Origin of the sequence: Burkholderia sp. Bp8992, assembly GCF_003853705.1 — a bacterium.
In the GTDB taxonomy this organism is placed as follows: Bacteria; Pseudomonadota; Gammaproteobacteria; order Burkholderiales; family Burkholderiaceae; genus Burkholderia.
Map to the genome: position 1 here is coordinate 1 of NZ_QTQI01000052.1, position 21,548 is coordinate 21,548.

A 21,548-nucleotide genomic window follows, 5' to 3' on the forward strand; every position below is an offset into this window, starting at 1 on the left:
GTCGAACAGCGTGCCGTCCGTGCGCACTTCGATGATCCGGTTCGCCAGCCCGCTCACGAATTCGCGGTCGTGCGACACGAAAATCAGCGTGCCTTCGAACTGCTCGAGCGCGATCTGCAGCGACTCGATCGATTCCATGTCCATGTGGTTGGTCGGCTCGTCCATCAGCAGCACGTTGTGGCGGCCAAGCATCAGCTTGCCCCAGATCATGCGGCCCTTCTCGCCGCCCGACAGCACCTTCACCGACTTCTTGATGTCGTCCGACGAGAACAGCAGACGGCCAAGCGTGCCGCGCACCATCGTTTCGTCGTCGCCGTCCTTGCGGTACTGGTCGATCCAGTCCATCAGCGTGATGTCGTTCGGGAACTCCTCGTACGTGTCCTGCGGCATGTAGCCGACATTCGCGTTCTCGGACCACTTCACCGTACCGTGCTCGAGCGTGAGCGCGCCGAGCAGCGAACGCAGCAGCGTCGTCTTGCCCGCGCCGTTCTCGCCGATGATCGCGATGCGCTCGCCCGGCTGAACCGACAGGTTGAAGTTCTGGAAGATCGTGCGCTCGTACTTCTTCGTGATTTCCTCGGCGACCACGGCGACGTTGTGCAGCTTCTTCTCGAACTCGAAACGGATGAACGGGTTCTGGCGCGACGACGGCTTGAATTCCTCGATCTTGATCTTGTCGATCTGCTTCGCACGGCTCGTTGCCTGGCGCGCCTTCGACTTGTTCGCCGAGAAGCGGCGCACGAAGTCCTGCAGTTCGGCGACACGCTCCTTCGCACGCGTGTTCGCTGCAGCCTGGCGCTCGCGCGCCTGTGCCGATGCGAGCATGTAGTCGTCGTAGTTGCCCGGCCAGACCTTCAGCGTGCCGAAGTCCATGTCGGCCATGTGCGTGCACACCGAGTTCAGGAAGTGACGATCGTGCGAGATGATGATCATCGTCGAGTTGTACTCGTTGAGCGTTTGCTCGAGCCAACGAATCGAGTTGATGTCGAGGTTGTTGGTCGGTTCGTCGAGCAGCAGCACGTCCGGCTTCGAGAACAGCGCCTGCGCGAGCAGCACGCGCAGCTTCCAGCCCGGCGCGACGTCGGCCATCGTGCCGTTGTGGAACTTCTCCTCGATGCCGATGCCCAGCAGCAGCGCGCCCGCGCGCGCTTCGGCGTCGTAGCCGCCGTATTCGGCGAACTTGCCTTCGAGTTCGGCCGCGTGCATGTAGTCGTCGTCGGTGGCTTCCGGGTTCGCGTAGATCGCGTCACGCTCGGTCATGGCGGCCCACATCTCGGTGTGGCCCATCATCACGACGTCGAGCACGCGCACGTCTTCGTACGCGAACTGGTCCTGGCGCAGCTTGCCGAGGCGGACGTTCGGCTCCAGCGCGACGTTGCCGGCGCTCGGCTCGAGGTCGCCGCCGAGGATCTTCATGAAGGTCGACTTGCCACAGCCGTTCGCGCCGATCAGACCGTAGCGGTTGCCCTCGCCGAATTTGACCGAGATATTCTCGAACAAGGGCTTCGGCCCGAATTGCATCGTGATGTTGGCAGTAGAAAGCACGGCAGGTCCCGTAAGAGAGAAATCGACGGAAAACCGTGTATTTTAGCAGGTGTCGGAGAAACTGCCGACCGCACCGCCCCGGCGGCGTATTCCCGGCACTCTGGCCCGCCGTCCGGCGGCCCGTCAACACGACGGCACGCGCTCCACCGCCGTCTTACCGGAATCCCGCATGCTTGCCAGCCAGCTTCGTGAACAACTCGTCGGCGCATGGCGCCTCGTGTCCTACGAAATCCGCCCGCGCGACGGCGGTACCGTCACCTATCCGCTCGGCCGCGACGCACGCGGCTGGATCCTCTATACGCCCGACGGCTACATGTCCGCCCAGTTGATGGCGGCCGGCCGCCCGCCCTACGCGGACGGCGACCTGCAGGGCGGCAGCGTCGAGGAACGCGCGGCCGCGGCGCACGGCTATATCGCGTATTCCGGCCCCTTTAATGTCGACGACGACGGCACGCTGACGCACGAAATGGACGTCAGCCTGTTCCCGAACTGGATCGGCAACGTGCAGCAGCGGGTCGCCGTGCTCGACGGCGATCGCCTGCAGCTCGGCCCCGTCGCGCCGGTCCGGCTCGACGGCCGGGAGGTCGACGTCCTGCTGCTGTGGGTACGCGCGGGCCGCTGACGCCCGTCACTTGCCGGCCTTCGCGGCCGCCCTTTGCGCGGCCTTCGCCTTCATCTGCCCGAACAACTCCGAGCACGGCACGTCGCGGTTGTTGCTCGGCGCGATCAGCGGAATCAGCGCCGCGAACGGGTTGATCAGCCCGAGCCCGACCATCGCACCGGCGCGCAGCGCGAGCGCGCCCGCATCGACGCCGACCTTCGGGTTCTTGAACGTGCCCTTCGCGTACAGCGGCGAACGCAGCGAGAAGATCCGGAAACCCTTCGTATGCGGGTGGATCTTCAGGTCGAGCGATTCGTCGCGCAGGTTGATCGGGCCGTCGACGTTGATCAGCGCATCGTCGGTATCGAGCGCGAACACCTTCGGGTCGAGGATCCCGTTGGTTGCGACGAAGTCGATCGCCGCGCAGTTGATCTTCACGTCGTTGTTGCCGAACAGCTTCTCGTAGACGACGTTGGCGACGTTCAGCCCCGCCGCTTCCATCAGCAGGCGGCTGATGCGGCCGTCCGTCACGAGCGCCTTCACTTCGCCATTCGACGTCGCGGCGAGCGCGGCCGGCGAGTTGCCGGTCGCCGACAGCGACGCGTCGCCGTTGATCTCGCCGAGCGCCGACTGCATGACCTTCTGCGTCGGGAACAGCTGCTTGAGCTTCAGGTGCCGCGCGGCCACCGTGAAGCGGCCTTTCAGCGGCGCGCCGCTGCCGTCGAGATGCGCGGTCGTCGCGAGCGTGCCGCCCGCGACGCCGAACTGCAGCGGCTCGAGCGACAGCACGCCGTCCTGCATCACGATGTGCGTGTACAGGTTCGTGATCGGCAGGTTCGAACTCTTGACCAGCTTGCGGCCCGTGAACTTGACGTCCGCGTCGAGCGCACGCCAGCGGTCGGTACGAAACGTTTCGACCGGCAGCACGCGGTCCGGCGGCTGGCGCGTCGTGTCGCCGCGCCTGGCCTTGCTCGCGGCCGTATCGGCGCCGATCACCGGCGCGAGATCGGAGAACTGCAGCAGGTTCGACACGAGTTCGCCCGACAGCTTCGGCCGCGGCTCGCGCTGCGCATACGTGAGCGTGCCGCCGAGATCGCTGTCGCCGACGCGGCCGTTGAAGTTCTCGTAGCGGAACGTGCTCGCGTGCGGCTTGAAGTTGCCGATCAACCGCCCTTCGGTCGCGTAAGGCGGCGTATCGGGCAGCGTGATGCCGGTGAGCTGGTACAGGTGCGACATCGACGTGCCCTGCAACCACAGGCGCAGGTTGATCGCCGCGAGATGCATCGGATCGGTCAGCGTGCCGACGATCGCGAGCCGCGTGTCGCCGGCCTTCACGTCGGCCTGTAGCGGAAACGGCCGCGACGCGTCCTGGATCGCGAGCACGCCGCCGAGCTTGCCGGTCCCGTTGATCGGCACGTTCTTGTAGCGGCCGTCGACCTTCAGCCCGAACGCATAGGTCGGGCCGGACGGCTTCGCGGGCGCGGCGGCGCTGCTTGCGCCGGATGCGGCAGCAACGGTCGATGCAGAAGAAGCGGACGATGCAGACGAACCGGAAGCAGCCGAAGCCACGGAAGTCGCAGCCGACGCGCCCGACGCTGCACTCGCCGCCTGCGCGGCGGAGGCACTCGACGCGGCTTCCGCATTGGCCTTCGCGCTCAGTTGCGCGGCGCCGTGCTTGCCGACACGCTGCGCGGACGCCGCACGCGACGTCTGCTCCTGCTCCTTCAGCACGTCGCCGAGCGGGATCGGCTGGCCGAGCGTATCGATCGCGACGGTCAGGTCCGCCTTCGTGATTGCATCGCGATACGTGACGGTGCCCTTCGCGAAGCCGAAGCTGTCGAGCCGCACCTTCCACGGCGACGGCTGCGACGATTGCTTGAACTGGAAGGTCCACGTGTTGCGTCCGTCGGCCAGCCGCTCGAGGTCGACGGCCGGATTCACGACGTCGATCGACGGGATGACGATTTCATGGGCGAGCAGCGGCAGAATCGCAAGATCGAAGTGCGCGGCATCCAGCGTGACGAACTTGGGCGTCTTCGCCCAGTCGGGGTTGCCGATTTCGAGCTGGGTGGCCGAAAAGCTCGGCCAGGGCACCCACGCGCGCCAGCCGGTCTCGCCGTCGGGGCGACGCCAGCCGACCTTGAGATCGCCGTTGATCGCGAACGGGCGGCCGAGCGCGGCACTGACCTGGTCGTTGACCCACGGCTTCGCGCGGTTCCAGTCGAACATGAAGAGAAAGACGCCGGCTGCCGCGATGAGCACCGCGACGATACCGACGACCCATGCAGCCGATTTGCCGATGGCTCGGGTTAGCGTCATGGCGGTTCCGTTGTTGTTCTGAAATGTTGCCGCACCATGCCGGGCCGCTTGCGTGGACGAACGGCGCACGACACCCGCGGCTTTTCAATCGGTATTATGACGCACGACATGGCGACCTCTCGGCGCTGTTAACGCTTTTTTTCATTTGTGACATGACAGCCCCCACCGGCCTCATTGATGCGCAGCGCATTACCCGGCGTGACGCCAGCAGCGGCAAGACCCTGCTCGCCCCGACCGATTTCAGCCTCGCTGCGGGATCGCGTATTGCTATCACCGGCCCCTCGGGGTCGAGCAAGAGCGTGCTGCTGCGCGCGCTCGCGCTGCTCGACCCGATCGACGGCGGCCACATCCTGTGGCACGGCCACCGGATCCGGCGCGGTGCGATCCCGCGCTACCGGCGCAGCGTCGCGTACGTGCGCCAGCGCCCCGCGCAGATGGACGGCACCGTCGAATCGCAATTGCGCTATCCGTATTCGCTCGCGATCTATCGCGACGTGTCGTTCGATCGCGCGCGTGCCGAAGCGCTCGCCGCGCAGGCCGGCCGCGGCCCCGACTTTCTCGACAAGCGCGCGAGCGACCTGTCCGGCGGCGAAGCGCAGATCGCGGCACTGCTGCGCGTGCTGCAGCTCGATCCCGACGTGCTGCTGCTCGACGAGCCGACCTCCGCGCTCGATCCCGAATCGGCACGCGCGATCGAGGCGCTCGTCGGTGCGTGGTTCGACGCGGCGCCCAACGCCCGCGCGTACATGTGGATCTCTCACGATCCGGCCCAGGCCGCGCGGATCGGCACGATGCGGCTCGTGATGCAGGCCGGGGTCATGCACGCGGCCAACCCGACGGAGGCTGCGCAATGAGCCCGGCACTGCAGGACCTGAGCCTCGTCGACGTCGGCATCGCCGCCGCGCTCGTCGCCGTCAACGGCGCGATCTCGGCGGCCTTGTCGCTCGGTCTCGGCCGCAAGCTCGCGCTCGCGGCGGTGCGCACCGTCGTGCAGCTGCTCGCGATCGGCTACGTGCTCGGCTGGGTGTTCGGCCATCCGCACTGGACCGTCGTGTTGCCGCTCACCGCGCTGATGACGCTGATCGCCGGCTTCGCCGGCGCGGGCCGCGGCAAGCGCACGTATCGCGGCCAGCGCATCGACAGCATCGTGTCGATCTGGTTCAGCAGCTGGTTCGTCGCGGCGGTCGGGCTGTTCGTCGTGATCCGCATCCATCCATGGTACGCACCGCAGTACGCGATTCCGATCCTCGGGATGATTCTCGGCAATACGCTCACGGGCGTGTCGCTCGGCGTCGAGCGGATGATGGAGGAGCTCACGGCGCGCCGCGACCGCGTCGAAACGGCACTCGCGCTCGGCGCCACGCGTTGGGAAGCCGCGCAGGACGCCGCGCGCCAGGCCGTGCGCGCGGGCATGCTGCCGACGCTGAACCAGATGGCCGTGGTCGGCGTCGTCAGCTTGCCGGGCATGATGACGGGCCAGGTGCTGGCCGGCCAGTCGCCGCTGCAGGCCGTGCGCTACCAGATCGTGATCATGTTCCTGATCGCCGCCGCGTCCGCGCTCGGCACCGTCGGCGCGGTGCTGATGACCTATCGCCGGCTGTTCTCGGCCGATCACCGCTTCCTCGCAGCGCGGCTCGAAGAGCGCGCGCAGTGACGCTGGCGGGCACCGCGCGATGCGTTCGCGCGGTGTGCGCTCAGCGCGCGACGCGACGCTTGCCGATCGCCTGCCGCAACGCGGCTGCGATGTCCGCGTCCGGCGCGAGCCCGTCGACCGACGCGACGAGCCGCACCGCGCGCGGCGTCGTCGCATAGGCCTGCGCGCCGACATAGCCGCCGCTGCCGGCCGAACGCGTGGTCACGACGAGCGCCTGCGGCGCCCATGCGCCGAGGTCGGCCGTGAACGCATCGGTGACCGTGCCGTCACGCGCATGCAGCACGCCCGTCACGTAATCGTCGGTATCGAAGCCCGGTGCGGCATGCGCGGTCGAATACACACGCACCGCGTAGCTGCCGGTCGAGCACGGTTCGAGTGCGCCGCTCGACACGACGGCCACCTGCTGCCGCGACGGCAGCTCGACCTTCTTCACGAAACTGCAATCGTCAGCCGCGTGTGCATGCGCGGCGACGAACGCAACGGCAGACAGCAGCACACGCACTCGATGTTTCATCGGGAATCGTTACGGGAAGGAAAGGATGCGGGCGAGCATAGCGTGACATCGGCATGACGTCACGCACCGCTGACACACGGCAGCGGCACCGGCCCGCGAAGAAGGTGGCGGGAAACAGCGCAACGGCAGCGCGCAACGCGCGCGTGCCGCCCCGCTCACGCGGCCGGCCGAATCCGTTGCGCGCGCACCGGACGAAACGCCGGCCCGCGCGCCGCTCAGCGCTTGATCGACACCGTCACCTTGGTGCCGTCGCTCATCGTCACGGACTTCGACCCGCCGTTGGTCGGGATCGACACCCACTTCACCTGGCTCACCGACACGACGTCCGGGCACTGCAGCGACTTGCCGCCGGCCGTCACGCTGCGCGTGCCCTTCGGTGCGGCCGCCTGGAAACTCATCTGCACGTTGGCGACACCCTTCGCGTCGACCGACGGCGCGAGCCGCACCTGGGTCTGGCGCACCATCGCACCGTTCTCGTCGCGCGGCAGGTTGTCGGCGTTCGGACAGCCGTCCGGCATCGCGACCGCGCCGCTCGGCGGCACCGATTTCCAGTTGAAATCGTCCGTCTCGCCCGAGCGGATCTTGCGGGTCTCCTGCGTATTGCCGAAGGCCTTCGAGTCGACCTTGACGGTGTATTCGAGCTGCCCCGTACCGCCGCCCTTCAGGCTGCCCTTGACCGGCGGCGCCGCGAATACGCTCGCGCTGACGCACGCCGCCGCGAACACGACCGACCACGATGCGGCGACTGACAAGCTGCGTTGGCTCATGCTGACCTCCTTGTAATGCGGCGGCACGCGCGTGCCGCGCGGTTTTCGATGCATGATGCGCTGCCAGTCTACCGCCAAGCGCGACGCAATGCGCCGCAAACGCATCGGGTGTTACCCCGCTTGCGTTCGCGGCGTCGCAACCTTACGCGCTGCCGGCTCAGAAACCGCTCAGCACGAGCTTGCCGATCGCGCGCCCGCCCTCGAGCAGCTGGTGCGCGCGTCGCACGTTCGCCGCGTTGATCGTGCCGAGCTGTTCGCCGAGCGTCGTGCGCAGCGTGCCGCCGTCGACGAGCCGCGCGACTTCGCCGAGGATCCGGTGCTGCTCGATCATGTCCGGCGTCTCGAACATGGCACGCGTGAACATGAACTCCCAGTGAAACGCGGCGCTCTTCGCCTTCAGCAGCTCGACCGGCACCGGCTTCGCGTTCTCGACGATCGTGCAAATGCCGCCCTGTGGGCGGATGATTTCCGCGGCGGCAGGGAAATGACGATCCGTGTCGTTGAAGATCAGCACGTAGTCGACGTTCGGATGGCCGGCCTCGCGCAGTTGCGCAGGCAGGTCGCCGAAATGGTCGACCACCGCGTCCGCGCCGAGCGCGCGCACCCAGTCGGCCGATGCCGGCCGCGACGCGGTCGCGATCACGTGCAGCTTGCCGAGCGTCTTCGCAAGCTGGATCGCGATCGATCCCACGCCGCCCGCGCCGCCGATGATCAGCACCGACTTGCCGGCGTCCGCTCCCTGCGGCGACACGCGCAGCCGGTCGAACAACGCTTCCCACGCGGTCAGCGCGGTGAGCGGCAGCGCGGCCGACGCGGCGAAGTCGAGCGTGCGCGGCTTCAGCGCGGCGATCCGTTCGTCGACCGTGTGGAATTCGCTGTTCGCGCCGGGCCGCGTGATGCTGCCCGCGTAGAACACTTCGTCACCGGGGCGGAACAGCGTCACGTCGGCGCCGACCGCGACCACCGTGCCGGCCGCGTCCCAGCCGAGCACGCGCGGCGTCTCCTCGACCTGCGGCTTCGGCGCGCGCACCTTGGTATCCACCGGGTTCACGGAAATCGCCTCGACCTTCACGAGCAGGTCGCGCGGGCCCGGCACGGGCTGCGGCAACTCCACGTCGAGCAAGGCTTGCGGGTCGTCGATCGGCAGATAGCGGGTCAGTCCAACGGCTTTCATCTTGATACTCCTTTTCAAGGGAATTCGGCAGGCTGCGGCGCAACCTCCATGCGTGCCATCGTAGGCAACCCGATCCTTCTAGAAAACCGCTATATTTCCTGAAACATTTTCAGGAATTTCAGAATAATGACGCTCGATCCGATTCCGGTGCCCGACAAGCCGCTCGATTTGCTCGACGTCGCACTGTTCGTGCGCGCGGCGCTGCTCGCGAACGTCACGGCGGCCGGGCGCGAATTCGGCGTGTCGGCCGCGGTCGCCAGCGCACGCATCGCGCAGCTCGAACGCCAGCTCGGCGCGCGGCTGCTGCACCGCACCACGCGCCGCATCAGCCTCACGCAGGACGGCGAGATCTTCATGGCGCGCGCCGACGCGCTGCTGTCGGCCGCCGACGCCGCACGCGCGTCGGTCGGCCATGGCCGCACCGAGCCGTACGGGCGGCTGAAGGTGTCGATGTCGTCGTCGTTCGGCCGCCAGCACGTCGCGCCGGTGATTCCCGCGTTCCTGCGCCGCTACCCGTCGGTGTCGCTCGACCTGCGGCTGTCCGACGAGATCGTCGATCTCGTCGACGACGGCTACGACGTCGCGATCCGCCTCGGCGCACTGAAGGATTCGACGCTCGTCGCGCGCAAGCTCGCGACCAACCGCCGCGTGCTGTGCTGCTCGCCGGCGTATCTCGCCGAGCACGGCACGCCGCGCCATCCGGCCGACCTGACGCAGCACGAATGCGTGATCCTCGGCGACCAGCGCGACTGGTCGTTCGCGACGCCGCAAGGCCCGTTGACCGTACGGGTCGGCGGCCGGCTCGTCGCGAGCAACGGCGAGGCGATCCGCGAAGCGCTCGTCGACGGCTTCGGGATCGCGATCAAGTCGACCTGGGACGTCGGCCCGCTGCTCGCGAGCGGCGCACTCGTCACGGTGCTCGACGACTATCCGTTCGCGGACGAAGTCGCGATCTGGGCCGTCTATCCGAGCCGTGCGCACGTGCCGCTGAAAACGCTCGCGTTCATTGCGTTCCTCGCCGAGCATTTCGGCGATCCACCGTACTGGGACAGCCAGGACGTACGGTAACCGCTGCACCGAACCCGGTTTCGATCCGCCCCCGACCGACCGGCACGGCCAACCGGCTACAATGACGCGTTCGCCACGCAAGGGCCCGACGCCGGACGGGCCCGCGTCCGCAGGCGGCCACCCGTTGGCCGCGCACGCATTTCATTCGTCTCCCAACCATCTCGTCATGACCCACAACCTCGTCATCCAGAGTCTTGCACCGCTGTCGGACGCCCATCACAAACCGCTGCTCGCGCTGTCGCGCGGCACCCGCATCGTGCAGACCGACGATCACGCGCTGCGCATCGAAAACGCGAATCCGGCGCAGCGCCTCGACATCGACGCGTACTGCGGCACGCACGCGCTCGACTTCGCGTTCGTCGAGGCCGGCCGCGCGCTCGGCGATTTCGGGCTGGCCGTGATGGACATGGATTCGACGCTGATCACGATCGAATGCATCGACGAGATCGCCGATTTCTGCGGGCTGAAAACGCAGGTCGCCGAAATCACCGAAGCGTCGATGCGCGGAGAGATCCGCGACTTCAACGAAAGCCTCACGCGTCGCGTCGCGCTGCTGGCCGGGCTCGACGCGCAGGCGCTCGAACGCGTGTACGAGGAACGGCTGCAACTGTCGCCCGGCGCCGAGACGATGCTGGCCGGCGTGAAGGCTGCCGGCATGAAGACGCTGCTCGTGTCGGGCGGCTTCACGTTCTTCACCGAGCGGCTGAAGGCGCGCCTCGGCCTCGACTACGCCTATGCGAACACGCTCGAGATCGTCGACGGCAAGCTGACCGGCAAGGTGCTCGGCGAGATCGTCAACGCGGACGTGAAGGCACGCCTGCTGCGCGACACCTGCGCGTCGCTCGGCCTCGCGCCGAGCCGCGCGATCGCGATGGGCGACGGGTCGAACGACCTGAAGATGATGGCCGAAGCCGGGCTGTCGGTCGCGTTCCACGCGAAGCCCGTCGTGCGCGACGCGGCGACGGTCGCGTTCGATCACGTCGGTCTCGACGGGCTGCTGCGGCTGTTCTGATCCCGCCGCACCGCCCATGAAAAACGCCGGCGCGATGTTGCATCGCGCCGGCGTTTGTTTTTCCCCGCGACCTTTGCGGTCTGCGATCAGCCGAGTACGTCCTGCATCGCACGTTCGATGTCCGCGCACAGGTCGGCTTCGTCCTCCAGACCGACGTAGAAACGCACCAGCGTGCCGCGATGCGGCCAGTCCGGGCGCATCGACGCGACGTCGTACGGCATCGCGAGGCTGCATGCGCCGCCCCAGCTCCAGCCGATCGCGAACAGGTCGAGCGATTCGACGAAGCGGTCGATCTGCCCCGCGCTGTAGCGTTCGTCGAACACCACCGAGAACAGTCCGCCCGCGCCCGTGAAATCGCGCATGAACGACGCGTGCCCCGGGCAGTCGGCGATCTGCGGATGCAGCACCGCCGCGATCTCCGGCCGTGCCTTCAGCCATTGCGCGAGCGCCAGCGCGCTCTTGCTGTGCGCATCGAAACGCACCTGCATGCTCGGCAGGCTGCGCAGCACGAGCGAGCAATCGTCGACGGATACGCCGATCCCGCAGCGCATCCGCGCCAGCTTCAGTTGCGCGTGCAGTTCCGCGTTCGCGGTGATCGTCGCGCCCATCAGCACGTCACTGCCGCCCGACTGGTACTTGGTCAGTGCCTGCACCGAGATGTCGACGCCGTGCTCGAACGGCTTGAACGCGAGCCCGGCCGAGAACGTGTTGTCGATCGCGGTGACGATGCCGCGCGCCTTCGCGGCGGCGGTGATCGCCTGCACGTCGGGCACTTCCATCGTCACCGAGCCCGGCGCCTCGATCCAGATCAGCCGCGTATTCGGCTGGATCAGGTCGGCGATGCCGGCACCGACCAGCGGATCGTAGAAGCGCACGGTGATGCCGAAATCCTTCGCGAGCCAGTTGCCGAAATCGGCGTTCGGCCCGTACACGTTGTGCGGAATCAGCACGTCGTCGCCCGCTTTCACGATCCCGAAGTACACGTTCATGATCGCCGCGAGGCCCGACGGCTGCAGCAGCGCATGCGCGCCGCCCTCGATCTCGGCGAGCCGCTGCGCGAGCGCAAGCGACGTCGGCGTCGCGTGCAGCCCGTAGCGCCACTGGTTGTCGTTGTGCCAGACGAGCGCGCGCATCGTCGCGAGATCGGGGAACACGACCGTCGACGCGCGCGCAACCGGCGGCACGAACGACCGGAAGCCTTCCGGAATGACGTCGTCGGGTTGAACGATGCGGGTTTGCAGCGCGCGCTTGGGATTGGATGCAGTCATGTCGGGAAGCCGGGCACGAGGCCGTTCGGTTGCGGAATATGTCGCTAGATTAGCCAAAATCGGCGCCGCTGGCCCGGTACAATGCGCGCCGCGCGCACCGAGCCAGCACGCGCTCAGTCGTCGGTGCGCAGGTTGACGATGCCGCCCACCGTCTCGATTTCCTGCACGCGGCCGTCGCGCACCTGCAGCGCCGCACGCTTGCCCGGCGCCAGGCGCAGCACGACCGGCTGCGGATCCGACTCGTCCGAGTTCATCCGGTCGGCCTTCAGATCGCCCGTCGTGTCGAAGCGACCGATCCACACGCCCGTGATGTTCGTGCCGTCGTTCGATTCCTCGATCTCGAGCGTATCGCCGTCGCGATCGCCCGCGAGCAGCACGACCTCGCCCGTATCGGCGAACTGGTACTCGCCGTGCACGCCTTCCTCGTCCGTCTTCGGGCCGAGATGCACGACGATCGGCCGGTCGCCGAGCGTGCCTTCGTAGCGCGGCAGGCGGGCGAACTCGGGATTCGGCTTCAGCGGCCGCGCCGGTGCCGGTTCATCCTGCTGCACGCCCGGCGCGGCGGCCTGCGCCGCGACCACGCGCGGCATCGCAAGGGCCGCTGCCAGCGCACCTGCGACGACGAGCGCCCGTTGCCATTCCGAATATCGACCCACCTTGTGTTGCTCCTTGCTTCAGATTCGCTCGAAAATCGTGACGATGCCCGGCTCGTCGTGCGGGCCTGGCCAGCGCGCAGGGGCACGTCAGCCCTGCATCAGGCGCTCCACCGCGTCGCGCTGCGGGATCGGTGCGACCGCGCCGTAGCCCGTCGTCGACAGCGCCGCCGCCGCATTTGCATAACGCGCGGCCGCGAACGGATCGTCGCCCGCGACGATCCGCGCGACGAACGCGCCGCCGAAGCAATCGCCCGCGCCCGTCGCATCGACGGCCTCGACCGTGAAGCCCGGCACGACGCGTCGCTCGTTCGGCGTCGCGACATACGCGCCTTCCTTGCCGAGTTTCAGCGCGACGACCTGCGGCCCGTGTTCGAGCATCGCATCGACGATCGCGTCGCGATCGTTCGCGCCCGTCAGTGCCGTGACATCGTCCCAGCTCGGCAGGCAGATGTCCGTCTGGCGCAGCGCTTCGCGCATCACCGCGCGAGCGCGCGGCAGCGGCCACAGCTTCAGGCGCAGGTTCGTGTCGAAGCTGACCTTCGCGCCGTGGCGACGCGCATGGTCGATCGCCGTGAACGCAGCGTCGCACGCAGCCGTGCTGATCGCGAGGCTGATGCCCGACAGGTGCACGGCCTTCGCGGCCGCGAGCGCATCGAGCGGCAGGTCGCCCGCCGCATAGCGGCTCGCCGCGGAGCCCGCGCGCAGATAGTCGAACTGGTGGCCGTCGGCGCCGTGCGTGACGAAATACACGCCGGTCGGCGCCGTGCGGTCGATCCGCACGTACGTCGTGTCGACGTTTTCCGCGTGCCACATGTCGGCCAGCAGCCGGCCGAACGGATCGTCGCCGATCGCCGATACGAACCCCGTCGACGCACCCTGGCGCGCCGCCGCAATGCAGAAGTTCGACGTGTCGCCGCCGAAGCCCTGCAGGAATTCAGGACGACCCGGCTGCGACTGGTTGAATTCGATCATCGCCTCGCCGAGCGCGAGAATCTCCGGAAATGCGGCGGCCATCGCTTACACCTCGCCCCACAGATCGTGGCCGTCGGCGCCCGTGATCTTCACGGACACGAAATCGCCGACCTTGTAGCGCTTCGATGCCTTCGTCGCCGGTTCGACATAGACGACACCGTCGATCTCCGGCGCATCGGCCGCCGTACGGCCGATGCCGCCTTCTTCGCTGACCTCGTCGATCAGCACCTTGAGCGTCTTGCCGACCTTGCGCTGGATGCGGTTCGCCGATACTTCCTCGGCGACTTCCATGAAGCGCGCACGGCGTGCCTCGCGGACGTCGTCCGGCAGCGCGCCGTCGAGTTCGTTCGCGGTCGCGCCTTCGACCGGCGAATACGCGAAGCAGCCGACGCGATCGAGTTCCGCCTCGCGGATGAAGTCGAGCAGCGTTTCGAACTGCTCTTCCGTCTCGCCGGGGAAGCCCGCGATGAACGTGCTGCGGATCGTCAGGTCCGGGCAGATCTCGCGCCACTTCTGCACGCGCTCGAGCACCTTCTCGGCGTTCGCCGGACGCTTCATGCGCTTCAGCACTTCGGGGTGTGCGTGCTGGAACGGCACGTCGAGGTACGGCAGCACATGGCCCTTGAACGGACCTTCGGCCATCAGCGGAATCACTTCGTCGACGCTCGGGTACGGGTACACGTAGTGCAGGCGCACCCACGCGCCGTACTGTGCGGCGAGTTCGCCGAGCGCCGCGACGAGGTCGGTCATGCGCGTCTTGATCGGCTTGCCGTTCCAGAAGCCCGTGCGGTACTTCACGTCGACGCCGTACGCGCTCGTGTCCTGCGAGATCACGAGCAGTTCCTTCACGCCCGACTTGAACAGGTTCTCGGCCTCGAGCATCACTTCGGCGACCGGGCGCGACACGAGGTCGCCGCGCATCGACGGGATGATGCAGAACGTGCAACGGTGGTTGCAGCCTTCGGAAATCTTCAGGTAGGCGTAGTGACGCGGCGTGAGCTTGATGCCGGCTGCCGGCACGAGATCGGTGAACGGGTCGTGCGGCTTCGGCAGGTGCGAATGCACGGCCTGCATCACTTCGCCCACCGCGTGCGGGCCGGTGACGGCGAGCACCTTCGGGTGGACTTCCTCGATCAGGTTCGAGCCGCTGGCGCTCGACTTCGCGCCGAGGCAGCCGGTGACGATCACCTTGCCGTTCTCGGTCAGCGCTTCGCCGATCGCGTCGAGGCTTTCCTGCACGGCTTCGTCGATGAAGCCGCAGGTGTTCACGACGACGAGGTCGGCGCCGTCATAGGTGCCGGAGATTTCATAACCTTCGGCGCGCAGCTGCGTGATGATTTGTTCGGAATCGACGAGCGCCTTGGGGCACCCGAGGGATACGAACCCTACTTTGGGGGATTGGGACATCTGGAATGTGGGGGCGTGGCGGCAAAAGCGTGAGTTTACAGCCATTTAGGGGTGGCGAGGCAAAACCGGCGATCGGCGGCGGCATCGACCGTCGAATCGGATGCGCGACGCGCCGCCGGGCGGGAGCGCATCACGGCATCAATGTCCCCGCAACGCGTCATCGGTCAACATTCATCGGAAAATATGAAAGACTTCACGTTCGCCGCGCTCGACGCATCGCAGTCGACTGACCGCCGAGCCGACGCCCGATCTTCCGCGTTCATCCTGCCTACAAAAAAGGACGCTACATGTCAGTACGACGTTTGATATGCACCTGGCTCTCGCTGTGCCCGTTGATTGCAGGCACGGCGATGGCCCAACCCGTCGAGGTACCGGGCTTTACCCACGTGCGCTCCCTGGGCGGCATCGACGAATACCGTCTGGATGCCAACGGCCTTACCGTGCTTGCCGTGCCCGATCCCGCTGCGACGGTGGTCAGTTTCCAGGTGTTGTACCAGGTGGGTTCACGCAACGAAGCCGCCGGCACGACCGGCGACACTCACCTGCTCGAGCACCTGATGTTCAAGGGCAGCCGGCACTACAACAAGGCGCTCGGCAATTCACTGAACAGCTACATGGAGCGCGTGGGCGCGAACTTCAACGCCACCACCTCGATGGACCGCACCAACTACTTCGGCACGCTCGGGCGCGATGCGCTGGAAGGCTACATCGCGATCGAGGCCGACCGCATGCGCAACCTCCTGCTGCGCCCGGAAGACCTGGCCAGCGAGATGACGGTGGTGCGCAACGAGTACGAGCGAGGCGAGAACAGTCCTTTCACCGCCTTGTTCCAGCAGGTCATGGCCACGGCTTACCAGGCACACCCCTACCACCATCCCACCATCGGCTGGCGCAGCGACATCGAGCATGCGAGCGTGGACAAGCTGCGCCGTTTCTACGACACCTTCTACTGGCCGGACAACGCCACCGTCATCCTGGTCGGCGATTTCCGGCCGGACCAGGCGTTGGGATGGGTCAGGCAGTATTACGGCGGCATCCCGCGCGCGCCCAAGGCCATTCCCGCTGTCACGACCGAAGAGCCACCGCAGCAGGGGCCGCGAAGGCTGGTGCTCAAACGCGTGGGCGCAACGGGCAATCTGATCATCGCCTTCAAGGGGCCGCGCGCGCTCGACCCCGATGCGGCTGCGTTGACCGTGCTGGGCCTGGTATTGAGCCAGGGCAAGAGCAGCCGGCTGTATCGCGCACTGGTCGACACCACGGTTGCCACGCAGGCCGGCGCCGGCTTTCATGCGCTGCGCGATCCCGGTCCGTTCGTCGTGACGGTCAGCCTGTCGCCCGGCGCGAAACACGAGCAGGCCGAGAAAATCGCCTGGTCCGAACTGGAGCGGATCAAGACCGAGGGCCTCACTCGCGAGGATATCCAGCGGGTGCTGGGCCCTTACCGGGCCGATCAGGTCTACCAGCGTGACGGCGTCCGCTCGACGTCTGCCCGATTGGGCAACGCGGTCGCGCTGGGCGACTGGACATTGTTCGTCACCGAGCTCGAAGAACTGGAAAAGGTGACGCCCGCCGATGTGCAGCGCGTAGCCCGCAAATACCTCGTTGAAAACCAGAGCACCACCGGCTGGTTCGTCCCGGAGAAATCTTCATGAAACAGGTTCGTTTCAACCATCTGCGGACGTGGTTCATGTGGTTCGCCGTGCTATGCCTGCCTGTTGCGGCCCAGGCAGGCATCGCCGACCGCGTCGTGCGCTCGCAGGCCGGCAGCATCACGCTGTTGACCTATTCGATGTCGCCGCACGAAATGGTGTCCGTTACCGGGGTGATGCCCCTGGGCGATGCCGACACGGCCAGCAAGGCGGCCAATCCCGCCGTGCCGTTGCTGACGGGCATGTTGCTGCAGGAGGGCAGCACCCGTCGCGACAAGGTGGCGATCTCCGCGCTGCTGGAAAGCCTGGGCGCCCAGTTGTCGTTCCAGTCCGACGGCGGCTATGTCGCCATACACGGCCAAAGCCTGACCAAGGATTTGCCGACGCTGATCGACCTGATGGCCGAGCAGTTGCGCTTGCCGGCCTTCAAGCCGGAGGAGTTGGCCAAGGCCAAGAGCCGGCTGGAGGCCGCGGTCCGTAACGCCGGAGAAAACCCGTCGGTTCGGGCCACCGAGGCGCTGAATCGGTCCATTTACCCCGATGCCCACCTCAACGCACCGGTGCCGCGCGAACGGATGCTCGAAGCGATCGCCGCTGCCACGCTGGACGACATCAAGGCCTTTCATCAAGCCTATTACGGGCCCGCACACATGACGCTGGTCGTGGTCGGCGGCGCGGACCCTCGCCGCCTGCAGTCCATGGTGACCGACGCCTTCGCGGGCTGGAGCGGGGGCCGGGCACTCGTGCGACAGGGCCCGCCACGCAAGGCAAGCCGGCCCGACACGCAGCGCATCGCCATGGGGGACAAGGAATCCGTCAGCGTGATGCTGGGTCAGGCCATCGACCTGCGCGCCAGCGATGCCGACTATCTGCCCCTCAGCGCGGCAGTCAACATCCTGGGCAACGGCTTCACCGGCCGGCTGATGGCAGGGGTCCGCGACAAGGAAGGCCTGACCTACGGCATCCGTGCCGGCCTGTCCGGGCTCTCCCTGATGGACGGCGCATTCATCGTCACCAGCAGCTTCGCCCCGCCCCTGCTGGACAAGGGCGTCGCCAGCACGCGCCGGATTCTGGATGCCTGGTGGAAACAGGGCGTTACCCAAACAGAACTGGATGCTCGCAAGGACGGCATGATCGGCCGCCATCAAGTCGCGATGGAAACCACCGGGCAGATGGCCGCCATGATCGCGCAGACGGTGCTCCAGGACCGCCCGCTGAGTGACCTGGACACCTATCCCGAGCGCGTCCGCGCGTTGACCGTCGAGCAGGTCAACACCGCCATCCGCACGTACCTGGACCCTGGCAAGATGACATTGGTGGAAGCAGGCACGTTTGCAGAGAAATAACCGCCGCCTCGCTTCGTTCCGCGCCCAGCCCGGCTTCGGCCGGGCCGCTGCCATGGCGCTGCCGCGCTCGCGGGAAACCCTCGACGCGTGCGTGATCGAGTGAGCCGGAGCCCGGCGGGCAAGCACGATCCGCAACCACCATCGCACGACAATCGCCCCGGGCGCGAGCCGCCATTATGCGAGAATCGGAACCTCCAACCGCTTCACTTGACCCATGACGGGACTCGCATGACCACCCACATCACGATCGAATTCACCGAACACGCAGCAGAAGCCATCGGTGAGCAAACCAGCACGAGCTTTTCCTACGACCAGGGTGCGCACGTACCGCAGCCCGGCGATTTCGTCGAACTCGAGAATTCGCGGCAGACGTTCCTCGTGATCGGCCGCGTGTTTTCGCTCAAGGCGAACTACAGCGCCGTCAAGCTCGTGCTCGACCTCCCGCCGTCAGATGGCGAACACGAATTCGATCCGGCGTCGTGACGCATCCAATCCCGTGACGAACTCGCAAAAAGTCTGCCGAAGCAGGCCCACACTCGATCCGGCGCTCACTCCGGATACGTCGCTGCCGTCGGGCACCGGTTGAACCAGACCGCACCGTTGCCATAGCCGATCAGCTACTGCTCCGTATGGAGTTGCGGCCGGCCGGTTCTCGGCGCAGGCGCGTGACTGTCGTTATCGGCCGTCGCTGCACGCACCCACGCAGCCTGCGCGCCCATCGTTATCGCAGCCTGCGCCAGCGCCTCACAGAACGCCATCGAGCGAATCTTCCCGCCATCGATCGCAGTCACCGCTCGGTACTGACAAACCGCACCGGCGGCCCAATCCTCGCCCTGGCTGCAGACACGCGCACGATGCCGCACGCGTAGCGCGCCGAACCACGCCTACGAAACGTGTGCGCCTCGCGCATCGCCCTGAACGAGATCGCGGCTCGCATCGAAGCCCGCCAACGGGTCGCCCGTACATTTCGCGAGCACTGGCGCTTGGCTCGCGCCAGCGCGATCAGCCCTTTGCCCGCCCGATCGGCCGGCACGGCGACACACTCGTCGATGGTCTTGTGCATTTCACCGGTGATTGTTCAAAAATCCGGCCGAGCAAATAAAAACAGAGAAATAAATCAAAGAACTCACAAACCAAACCACAACCAGAACCAGAACCAGAACCAGAATCATAAATAAATTTATTTTTACGCAACCACCCAATTACCCCATCTCTTTTTACATCAAAACACACAATTCACAAGAATAGTTTGAAACACTCAACAATTCACAAAAACCATTTCCAAATCCGCCACCCTCATTCAACACCCGATTAATCTCGGATATATTTCACGGCGATCAGACATCGGCACCTATTCGGTCAGCCAATACTGAACCGTGCATTACCTGCATCACAACCCAAGCAATCCACTCATTCACCAAGGAAAGACCATGAGAAAACTCGCGGCCACCCTCGTTTCGGCCATGATGCTTGCTACATCCTCGTACGCGTCCGCGGAATCGCTTTGCAAGGCAGGCAAGATCGACAAGATCGAAACCGATACGAGCGGCAATCTGCTCGTATCCATCAACGACGGCATTTACTCGTTCAGCGCAAAGGAAGTTTTTCCGATCATCTATTCGGCATTTTCCGAAAATAGAAATCTCTTCATTTACGGAAACAACTGCGCGAACGGATCGGCGGCAGGCCGCTTCGCGGTTCGATAAGCCGGCCGAAAATTCGGCCATCGGTATCTTTTACAATCAGCGCTTTATCTGATATTCGGCCGACCGGGCTTTGCCGGTCGGCCTTGTGCGTTTTAATCTGCACTGATGTACTACGGCACGACAACACGCATGTACTCGCGGGCAATACCACCGCGCGGTCAATCGTTCCGCGACGCGCCTCGTTGCCATCCCGAACGATGCTGGCGCGACACTTTGCGCGTCCACGCCGGCTCGCCGCTTACTTCTTTTCCGGCTCCGACGCACCCGGCTGCTTGAACGGGAACGTGCTGAACATCGACTTCGCCTGGTTCTGCATCTGCTCCTGCATCTGCACGAACATGTTCTTCGACTGCTCGATGTAGCTGGTCATCATCCCTTGCATCATCGGCGCCTGCATGTTCATGAACTGCGACCAGACTTCCGGATTCATCGCGTTACCTTCGTAGAGGTTCTTCGACTGATCGGCGAGCTTGTTCTGGATGTCGATGAACGCCTGGATGTTCTTTTCCAGGTACGTGCCCATCATGCCCTGCATCGCATGACCGTAAAAACGGATGATCTGCGACAGCATCGACGACGAGAACATCGGCACGCCGCCGCTTTCCTCCTCGAGGATGATCTGCAGGAGGATGCTGCGCGTCAGGTCTTCGTTGGATTTCGCATCGACGACCTTGAAATCCTCCTGCTCCAGCACGAGCTGCTTCACATCGGTGAGCGTGATGTACGTGCTTGTCTCGGTATCGTAGAGCCGGCGGTTCGGGTACTTCTTGATGAGCCGTTCGGCCGTCTTCTTTGTAGTAGTCATGTAACGCCTTTCAGTGCAGCGTTGCGCAAGTGACGAATCCCCGCCGCCCGAATCCGGGAGGCGGGGGCCTTCGGAACATACCCGGCTGCGCGGCCACCCGGCCCGCGCAGCCCGGGCGTCAGCCCATGTGCAGGCCGCCGTTCAGCGAGAAGTCGGCGCCCGTCGCGAAGCCGGAATCGTTCGACGCGAGCCACGCGACGATCGAACCGATTTCCTCCGGCCCGCCAAGACGCCGCACCGGGATCGTCGCGACGATCTTCTCGAGCACGTCGGGGCGGATCGCCTTCACCATGTCGGTGCCGATGTAGCCCGGCGACACGGTGTTGACCGTCACGCCCTTCGTCGCGACTTCCTGTGCGAGCGACATCGTGAAGCCGTGGATGCCGGCCTTCGCGGTCGAGTAGTTGGTCTGGCCGAATTGCCCTTTCTGGCCGTTCACCGACGAAATGTTGATGATGCGACCCCAGCCGCGCTCGACCATGCCGTCGATCACCTGCTTCGTCACGTTGAACAGGCTCGTCAGGTTGGTGTCGATCACGGCCGTCCAGTCTTCATGCGTCATCTTGCGGAACACGACGTCGCGCGTGATGCCCGCGTTGTTGACCAGCACGTCGATCTCGCCGACTTCGGCCTTGACCTTGTCGAATGCTTCCTTGGTCGAGTCCCAGTCGCCGACGTTGCCTTCCGACGCGATGAAATCGTACCCGAGCGCCTTCTGGTCCTCGAGCCATTTCACGCGGCGCGGCGAGTTCGGGCCGCAACCCGCGACGACCTTGAAGCCGTCCTTCAACAGACGCTGGCAGATGCTGGTGCCGATGCCGCCCATCCCGCCCGTTACGTACGCAATTCGCTGAGACATGAATCTCACTCCATATTTTGGTTTCGAGAGCTGCCGAGGCCCCCTCTGACTTCACGTGGCGCCGGCCGAAGCCGCAATCGGCCGGTGCCCCGGATTCGGTTCGACGGTAACGAACGGCCGGTTACGGACGCTCGACCGCGAGCGCGACGCCCATCCCGCCGCCGATGCACAGCGACGCCAGCCCGCGCTTCGCATCGCGCTTGACCATCTCGTGCAGCAGCGTCAC

Annotated in this window: 21 protein-coding genes; 9 read left to right on the forward strand and 12 right to left on the reverse strand. The window is 65.9% G+C overall.

Annotation, left to right across the window (positions count from 1 at the left end):
* A partial coding sequence (locus DIE03_RS37400; protein ID WP_124457060.1) for an ABC-F family ATPase occupies positions 1 to 1,545 on the reverse strand: 1,545 nt, incomplete at its 3' end.
* A 169-nt stretch (positions 1,546 to 1,714) separates the two neighbouring features.
* On the opposite strand from DIE03_RS37400, the gene DIE03_RS37405 reads away from it, so the two are divergent.
* Positions 1,715 to 2,167 carry a lipocalin-like domain-containing protein gene (locus tag DIE03_RS37405; protein WP_124457061.1) on the forward strand — a complete coding sequence of 151 codons (453 nt, stop codon included), beginning with the start codon at positions 1,715 to 1,717 and terminating at the stop codon, positions 2,165 to 2,167.
* A 6-nt stretch (positions 2,168 to 2,173) separates the two neighbouring features.
* On the opposite strand, the gene DIE03_RS37410 is transcribed toward DIE03_RS37405, so the two are convergent.
* On the reverse strand, positions 2,174 to 4,465 hold the full coding sequence (locus DIE03_RS37410) for an AsmA family protein (RefSeq protein WP_124457062.1): 2,292 nt from the start codon (positions 4,463 to 4,465) through the stop codon (positions 2,174 to 2,176).
* A gap of 152 nt (positions 4,466 to 4,617) precedes the next feature.
* Here DIE03_RS37410 and DIE03_RS37415 point away from each other — a divergent pair, with 152 nt between their 5' ends.
* On the forward strand, positions 4,618 to 5,319 hold the full coding sequence (locus DIE03_RS37415) for an ATP-binding cassette domain-containing protein (protein ID WP_124457063.1): 702 nt from the start codon (positions 4,618 to 4,620) through the stop codon (positions 5,317 to 5,319).
* Positions 5,316 to 6,119: an ABC transporter permease gene (locus tag DIE03_RS37420; protein WP_124457064.1), complete on the forward strand. Its 804-nt coding sequence runs from the start codon at positions 5,316 to 5,318 to the stop codon at positions 6,117 to 6,119. Before DIE03_RS37415 ends, DIE03_RS37420 begins: the two co-directional genes overlap by 4 nt.
* A gap of 40 nt (positions 6,120 to 6,159) precedes the next feature.
* On the opposite strand, the gene DIE03_RS37425 is transcribed toward DIE03_RS37420, so the two are convergent.
* The 3 genes from DIE03_RS37425 to DIE03_RS37435 all read right to left on the reverse strand — a co-directional run bounded on the left by DIE03_RS37425 (position 6,160) and on the right by DIE03_RS37435 (position 8,574).
* Positions 6,160 to 6,633 (reverse strand): PliI family lysozyme inhibitor of I-type lysozyme, encoded by a 474-nt coding sequence (locus tag DIE03_RS37425; protein WP_124457065.1) that lies wholly within the window; start codon positions 6,631 to 6,633, stop codon positions 6,160 to 6,162.
* Between the two features lie 215 nt (positions 6,634 to 6,848).
* The gene (locus tag DIE03_RS37430) at positions 6,849 to 7,400 is read right to left on the reverse strand and encodes a DUF6013 family protein (RefSeq protein WP_124457066.1); all 552 of its coding nucleotides are present in this window, start codon (positions 7,398 to 7,400) and stop codon (positions 6,849 to 6,851) included.
* Between the two features lie 157 nt (positions 7,401 to 7,557).
* Positions 7,558 to 8,574, reverse strand: coding sequence for a zinc-binding alcohol dehydrogenase family protein (locus DIE03_RS37435; RefSeq protein WP_124457067.1), 1,017 nt, complete (start codon positions 8,572 to 8,574; stop codon positions 7,558 to 7,560).
* Between the two features lie 126 nt (positions 8,575 to 8,700).
* On the opposite strand from DIE03_RS37435, the gene DIE03_RS37440 reads away from it, so the two are divergent.
* Positions 8,701 to 9,642, forward strand: coding sequence for a LysR family transcriptional regulator (locus DIE03_RS37440; RefSeq protein WP_124457068.1), 942 nt, complete (start codon positions 8,701 to 8,703; stop codon positions 9,640 to 9,642).
* A 166-nt stretch (positions 9,643 to 9,808) separates the two neighbouring features.
* Positions 9,809 to 10,654: a phosphoserine phosphatase SerB gene (gene serB / locus DIE03_RS37445; protein ID WP_124457069.1), complete on the forward strand. Its 846-nt coding sequence runs from the start codon at positions 9,809 to 9,811 to the stop codon at positions 10,652 to 10,654.
* A gap of 86 nt (positions 10,655 to 10,740) precedes the next feature.
* Here the strand turns inward: serB and DIE03_RS37450 are convergent, their stop codons facing one another.
* The 4 genes from DIE03_RS37450 to rimO form a co-directional block, all read right to left on the reverse strand.
* Positions 10,741 to 11,922: a cystathionine beta-lyase gene (locus DIE03_RS37450; RefSeq protein ID WP_124457070.1), complete on the reverse strand. Its 1,182-nt coding sequence runs from the start codon at positions 11,920 to 11,922 to the stop codon at positions 10,741 to 10,743.
* Between the two features lie 113 nt (positions 11,923 to 12,035).
* Positions 12,036 to 12,578 (reverse strand): hypothetical protein, encoded by a 543-nt coding sequence (locus DIE03_RS37455; RefSeq protein ID WP_124457071.1) that lies wholly within the window; start codon positions 12,576 to 12,578, stop codon positions 12,036 to 12,038.
* 87 nt (positions 12,579 to 12,665) lie between these two features.
* Positions 12,666 to 13,592 (reverse strand): sugar kinase, encoded by a 927-nt coding sequence (locus DIE03_RS37460; RefSeq protein WP_124457072.1) that lies wholly within the window; start codon positions 13,590 to 13,592, stop codon positions 12,666 to 12,668.
* Between the two features lie 3 nt (positions 13,593 to 13,595).
* Positions 13,596 to 14,957, reverse strand: a complete 1,362-nt coding sequence (gene rimO / locus DIE03_RS37465) for a 30S ribosomal protein S12 methylthiotransferase RimO (RefSeq protein ID WP_124457073.1) — start codon at positions 14,955 to 14,957, stop codon at positions 13,596 to 13,598.
* Between the two features lie 350 nt (positions 14,958 to 15,307).
* Here rimO and DIE03_RS37470 point away from each other — a divergent pair, with 350 nt between their 5' ends.
* The 4 genes from DIE03_RS37470 to DIE03_RS37485 all read left to right on the forward strand — a co-directional run bounded on the left by DIE03_RS37470 (position 15,308) and on the right by DIE03_RS37485 (position 19,658).
* Positions 15,308 to 16,609 carry a pitrilysin family protein gene (locus DIE03_RS37470; RefSeq protein ID WP_260435021.1) on the forward strand — a complete coding sequence of 434 codons (1,302 nt, stop codon included), beginning with the start codon at positions 15,308 to 15,310 and terminating at the stop codon, positions 16,607 to 16,609.
* Positions 16,606 to 17,952 (forward strand): pitrilysin family protein, encoded by a 1,347-nt coding sequence (locus DIE03_RS37475; protein WP_124457075.1) that lies wholly within the window; start codon positions 16,606 to 16,608, stop codon positions 17,950 to 17,952. Before DIE03_RS37470 ends, DIE03_RS37475 begins: the two co-directional genes overlap by 4 nt.
* Before the next feature lie 228 nt (positions 17,953 to 18,180).
* A complete protein-coding gene (locus DIE03_RS37480) occupies positions 18,181 to 18,435 on the forward strand; it encodes a hypothetical protein (protein ID WP_124457076.1) in 255 nt (84 codons plus the stop codon).
* A 947-nt stretch (positions 18,436 to 19,382) separates the two neighbouring features.
* The gene (locus tag DIE03_RS37485) at positions 19,383 to 19,658 is read left to right on the forward strand and encodes a hypothetical protein (protein WP_124457077.1); all 276 of its coding nucleotides are present in this window, start codon (positions 19,383 to 19,385) and stop codon (positions 19,656 to 19,658) included.
* A 238-nt stretch (positions 19,659 to 19,896) separates the two neighbouring features.
* Here the strand turns inward: DIE03_RS37485 and phaR are convergent, their stop codons facing one another.
* The 3 genes from phaR to DIE03_RS39125 form a co-directional block, all read right to left on the reverse strand.
* Positions 19,897 to 20,463 carry a polyhydroxyalkanoate synthesis repressor PhaR gene (phaR, locus tag DIE03_RS37490; RefSeq protein WP_006485265.1) on the reverse strand — a complete coding sequence of 189 codons (567 nt, stop codon included), beginning with the start codon at positions 20,461 to 20,463 and terminating at the stop codon, positions 19,897 to 19,899.
* 118 nt (positions 20,464 to 20,581) lie between these two features.
* A complete protein-coding gene (locus DIE03_RS37495; RefSeq protein WP_014896930.1) occupies positions 20,582 to 21,322 on the reverse strand; it encodes a 3-ketoacyl-ACP reductase in 741 nt (246 codons plus the stop codon).
* A 121-nt stretch (positions 21,323 to 21,443) separates the two neighbouring features.
* Positions 21,444 to 21,548: hypothetical protein (locus DIE03_RS39125; RefSeq protein ID WP_133118128.1), on the reverse strand; the 105-nt coding region annotated here is incomplete at its 5' end.